The organism is Mycobacterium sp., assembly GCF_050701675.1.
GTDB lineage: Bacteria > Actinomycetota > Actinomycetes > Mycobacteriales > Mycobacteriaceae > Mycobacterium.
Window position 1 is genome coordinate 1 of the sequence record NZ_JBOGDD010000803.1, and the last position, 3694, is coordinate 3694.

Genomic DNA, 3694 nt, shown 5'->3' on the forward strand with positions numbered 1-3694 from the left:
GGGCAGTACCAGGGTGGAGTTCTTCTCGGCGGCGACCTCGACGACGGTTTCGAGGAGTCGCAGTTGCAGGGCGGCGGGGTGCTCGGCCATGACCTCGGCGGCTTGGGCCAGTTTTTCGGATGCCTGAAGTTCGCCGTCGGCGGTGATGACCCGGGCCCTTCGCTCGCGCTCGGCTTCGGCCTGGCGCGACATGGACCGCTTCATCGAATCAGGAAGGACCACGTCCTTGATTTCGACGCGATCGATGTGAACACCCCAGCTCGCTGCGGGGCTGTCGATCATGATTTCCAGCCCCTGGTTGAGGCCCTCCCGGTTGGAGAGCAGGTCGTCGAGGTCGCTCTTGCCGATGATCGAGCGCAGCGACGTCTGAGCCACCTGGCCGATGGCGGACACGTAGTCCTCGACGTCGACGGCGACGCGCATCGGGTCGCACACGTTGAAATAGATGACGGCATCCACCCGGACGGTGACGTTGTCGCGGGTGATGCCGTCCTGGGCGGGCACGGGCATGGTGATGATCTGCATGTTCACCTTCTCCAGGTGATCAGCCATCGGCATCAGCAACGTGAGCCCCGGCCCGCGCACGGCTTCTTGCACGCGCCCGAATCGGAAGACGACGCCGCGTTCGAATTGTTTGATGACCCGGAAGGTGGATCCCAGGCCCAGCAGGCCAACGGCCAACAGGGCACTCAGTGCGTACAGGATGGACATCATCGTCTCCACTTCTGCCCGGGTGCCTGCCGGCGGTGGTCGTCAGCGGGCTCGGGCCGCTTATGTGATCAATTGTCGCGCTTCACGAGCCGGTCGAGTAGGCCTGCGCGCGTTGATACTGGGCGGTCCAGCGCTCCGCCTTCGGATTCCCACCGCTGATGCGCTAGAAGTGCGAGGCGTTGATCCCGGGCCGCCTTGGCGTCGATTCCCAGAAGTTCGCCGACGGTCGACACGTCATCGAGGTTTGCTGCAGCCATCACCGTTGCGTAGGCGCGGGTTGGGTTGGTGAAGGGGGGAACGATGAGCAGAACGAGTCTTTCGAGGTGTCCGCCGACCATCGACAGGGTGTGGGCCGACTGGTCGTCGGAGGGGTCCAGGGGCACGTCGCTGCCCTTGAACCGGACACTCGGTGGTGCTGTCGCCCAATCGGTTTCGTCGTAGCTCACCCGGTCGATATGGCCGATCCGTGGCGACAGGGTCGTGAGCAGCGCCGGAAGTTCGGTGCCCAATTCTCGCGATCGTGGCCACCAGGCCCCATGTACGATCCCGCGGGACTGATGGGCGGGTTTGATTCGCAAACGCACACCGCCTGGAGTTGCGGGGTGTGCCTTGTCGGCTTGTCGGGCGCCGGCGCGGAGAGTTGGCGTGGACACCATGGGCTCCTTCCGTGGACTGCTAATATAGAGGAAGTGTATCCGTTAAACCGGTAGGAAGGAAGTCAACGAGGTGAGCGAGGAGACAGACACTCGGGCCGGGCGGCCGCGACGAGATCGCTTGCCGCGCAACCGGCAACGTGAACGAGTACTTCAGATGGTGCGTGAACGTGACGATGCGATCGATGCCGTGGAACTCGCCACCCAGATTGGGTTGCACGTGACGACGGTTCGGTTTCATCTGGACGCGCTGTGCGACGAAGGTGCCATCGTTCGGACCCGGGTGAACCGGCCGGGTGCCGGGCGACCGCGGACGGGCTATCTCGCGGTTGAGGAGCGCCTGGACTATCGGATCCTCGCCGAGGTCCTCGCGGCGGAGCTGGGTCAGTCCGTGGAGACCCGCGCTCGTCGTGCTCAACGTGCTGGACGAAAGTGGGCCGGCCGGATCGCGGCGTCAAAGGACATGGGCGCCGATCCTGCCGGCACATCGTCCGACCACGCCGATGATCCGCTTGAACGCGAGGCCCTGTTCGCCGCCGACGTCTTCACGCGGATGGGATTCGCCGCCGAACTGGCGCCCGCAGGCGAACCGGCCACGCGGGAACGGGTCATTCGACTGAACGCCTGCCCCATCCGGGACCTGGCTCGAACCCACCCAGAAGTTGGTTGTGGGATTCATCTGGGGCTGTTGCAGGGCTTGCTCGCCGGGCGATCCGAGGCAGCCGGCGGCCGTCGAGAGGCCCCGCACCCACCGACGTCGTCGCAGCTCGATCCGTTCGTCGAGCCCGAGCTGTGTTTGGCCAGGCTGGTGGCGGAGTGAGCGCTGCCCGGTATGTCCAGCTGCTGGTGCCGACGTCGTGGCTCGGCATGGTGATCGCGATTTCATTTCTGGAAGCACCGATCAAGTTTCGGGCGCCGGGTGTGACGCTGCCGGTCGGGCTGGGTATCGGGCGGCTCGTGTTCAAGGCCCTCAATGTCGTCGAAGTCGTGCTGCTGGTGGCACTTTCGGCCGCCTGCTACGTCGTCAGACCAGAGTCGCCCGCGGTGCTCCTGCTCGTCTCGGTTGCGATAGCACTGGTCATACAGGTCGTCGTCGTCCGCCCGCTGCTGAGCAAACGCACGGATCGCGTCCTCGCCGGCGCGGTCCTGCCGCGGTCGAGAATGCACTGGGTCTACATCGTGCTGGAACTGGTCAAGGTCGGCCTGCTGATTGCCTTGGCCTTCGCCCTCATCGGCGGGGTGCTCGCGTGGGAGCCCTAGAACCAGACCGGGCACGGGAGGATCTGGCGAGCCGCGCCGATGTGGAGGCGCTGTTGGTCCGTTTCTACGGCCGGGTACTCGTCGATGACGTCCTCGCCGAGCCATTCGCTCAGATCAGGCTGACCGGCCTGCAATCGCACCTCCCGGTCATGGGTGACTTCTGGCAGACGGTCCTGTTCCGCGCTGGGCTCTATCAGGGAAGCGCATTGCGGGCTCATCGGTCGGTCCATCACCGTCACGCACTGACCGCCGCTCACTTTCTGCGCTGGCTCACGTTGTGGAACGGCACGGTCGACGAGATGTATCGGGGCCCGGTCGCCGAGCGCGCGAAGGTCCAGGCCGCGAGAATCGCCTGGGCGATGCACCGTCGGCTCACGGGAAACGACTCGGAGGCACTCGATGGCCTTGTCCGGCAGTGAATTTCGGCACGTCCAGGTGCGCAGGATCTACGAGGATCCGGCGCCGAGCGACGGCATCCGCGTTCTGGTGGATCGGATCTGGCCGCGGGGGGTGAGCAAAGCTCGCGCGCATCTCGATGAGTGGTGCAAGGACATTGCCCCTTCTGCCGAACTACGCACGTGGTACCACCACGATCCAAAGTTGTTCGAGGAGTTCGCCGATCGCTATCGCGTCGAGCTGATCGAACCTGGCCGCGCCGCCCTGCTGGTCCATCTGCGTCATTTGGCCGAGAGGCAGATGCTGACGTTGCTGACCGCGACCAGGGCAGCCGACATCAGCGAGGCCGCGGTGCTCGCCGATCTCATCGCGTCGAGCATCGCTTCCCCGGACAGCTGATCGGAGGCTCGGAGGGATGGATGCAAACTCGAAGTTTGAAACCTCTCAATGGAACAGCGGACGGCAGTTTGTCACGCCTTGGAGGGCCACGATCGGGCCGCGCGCGAGGCGTTCTGGGGCCACCCACCTTCTCAGGACGCAGAGGTGCGGGCTAACGAGGCCGGTGCGGTGTCTTGCTCCCGTTTGATCTCGAGTGCGATGTCGATGAGTTGGTCCTCCTGGCCGCCGATCAGCTTGCGCTGACCCGCCCGGTGCAGCAGCTTGTGCGCGGGCAC

Annotated in this window: 7 protein-coding genes; 4 read left to right on the plus strand and 3 right to left on the minus strand. The window is 65.1% G+C overall.

All coding sequences use genetic code 11. The features are described 5' to 3' along the window. Together ACRDUX_RS24490 and ACRDUX_RS24495 are read right to left on the minus strand one after the other, a co-directional pair. The coding region (locus ACRDUX_RS24490; RefSeq protein ID WP_526417388.1) for an SPFH domain-containing protein at positions 1 to 711 on the minus strand (711 nt) is incomplete at its 3' end. A 68-nt stretch (positions 712 to 779) separates the two neighbouring features. Continuing rightward, a complete protein-coding gene (locus tag ACRDUX_RS24495) occupies positions 780 to 1367 on the minus strand; it encodes a DUF5994 family protein (protein WP_526417382.1) in 588 nt (195 codons plus the stop codon). A 70-nt stretch (positions 1368 to 1437) separates the two neighbouring features. Between ACRDUX_RS24495 and ACRDUX_RS24500 the strand changes: the two genes are divergently transcribed. The 4 genes from ACRDUX_RS24500 to ACRDUX_RS24515 are packed head-to-tail and all read left to right on the plus strand — an operon-like array spanning position 1438 to position 3419. Next, entirely contained in the window at positions 1438 to 2184 is a 747-nt protein-coding gene (locus ACRDUX_RS24500) for a helix-turn-helix transcriptional regulator (protein ID WP_526417384.1), read from the plus strand. A gap of 47 nt (positions 2185 to 2231) precedes the next feature. Beyond that, positions 2232 to 2624, plus strand: coding sequence for a hypothetical protein (locus ACRDUX_RS24505; RefSeq protein ID WP_526417390.1), 393 nt, complete (start codon positions 2232 to 2234; stop codon positions 2622 to 2624). Next, the gene (locus tag ACRDUX_RS24510) at positions 2612 to 3043 is read left to right on the plus strand and encodes a group III truncated hemoglobin (RefSeq protein WP_526417385.1); all 432 of its coding nucleotides are present in this window, start codon (positions 2612 to 2614) and stop codon (positions 3041 to 3043) included. Before ACRDUX_RS24505 ends, ACRDUX_RS24510 begins: the two co-directional genes overlap by 13 nt. Then, complete coding sequence (locus tag ACRDUX_RS24515) at positions 3024 to 3419, plus strand: DUF488 domain-containing protein (protein WP_526417387.1); 396 nt, start codon at positions 3024 to 3026, stop codon at positions 3417 to 3419. Before ACRDUX_RS24510 ends, ACRDUX_RS24515 begins: the two co-directional genes overlap by 20 nt. A gap of 131 nt (positions 3420 to 3550) precedes the next feature. Here the strand turns inward: ACRDUX_RS24515 and ACRDUX_RS24520 are convergent. Further along, positions 3551 to 3694, minus strand: a 144-nt coding sequence (locus tag ACRDUX_RS24520; protein WP_526417392.1) for a 4-hydroxy-2-oxovalerate aldolase family protein, incomplete at its 5' end; no start/stop codon positions are given.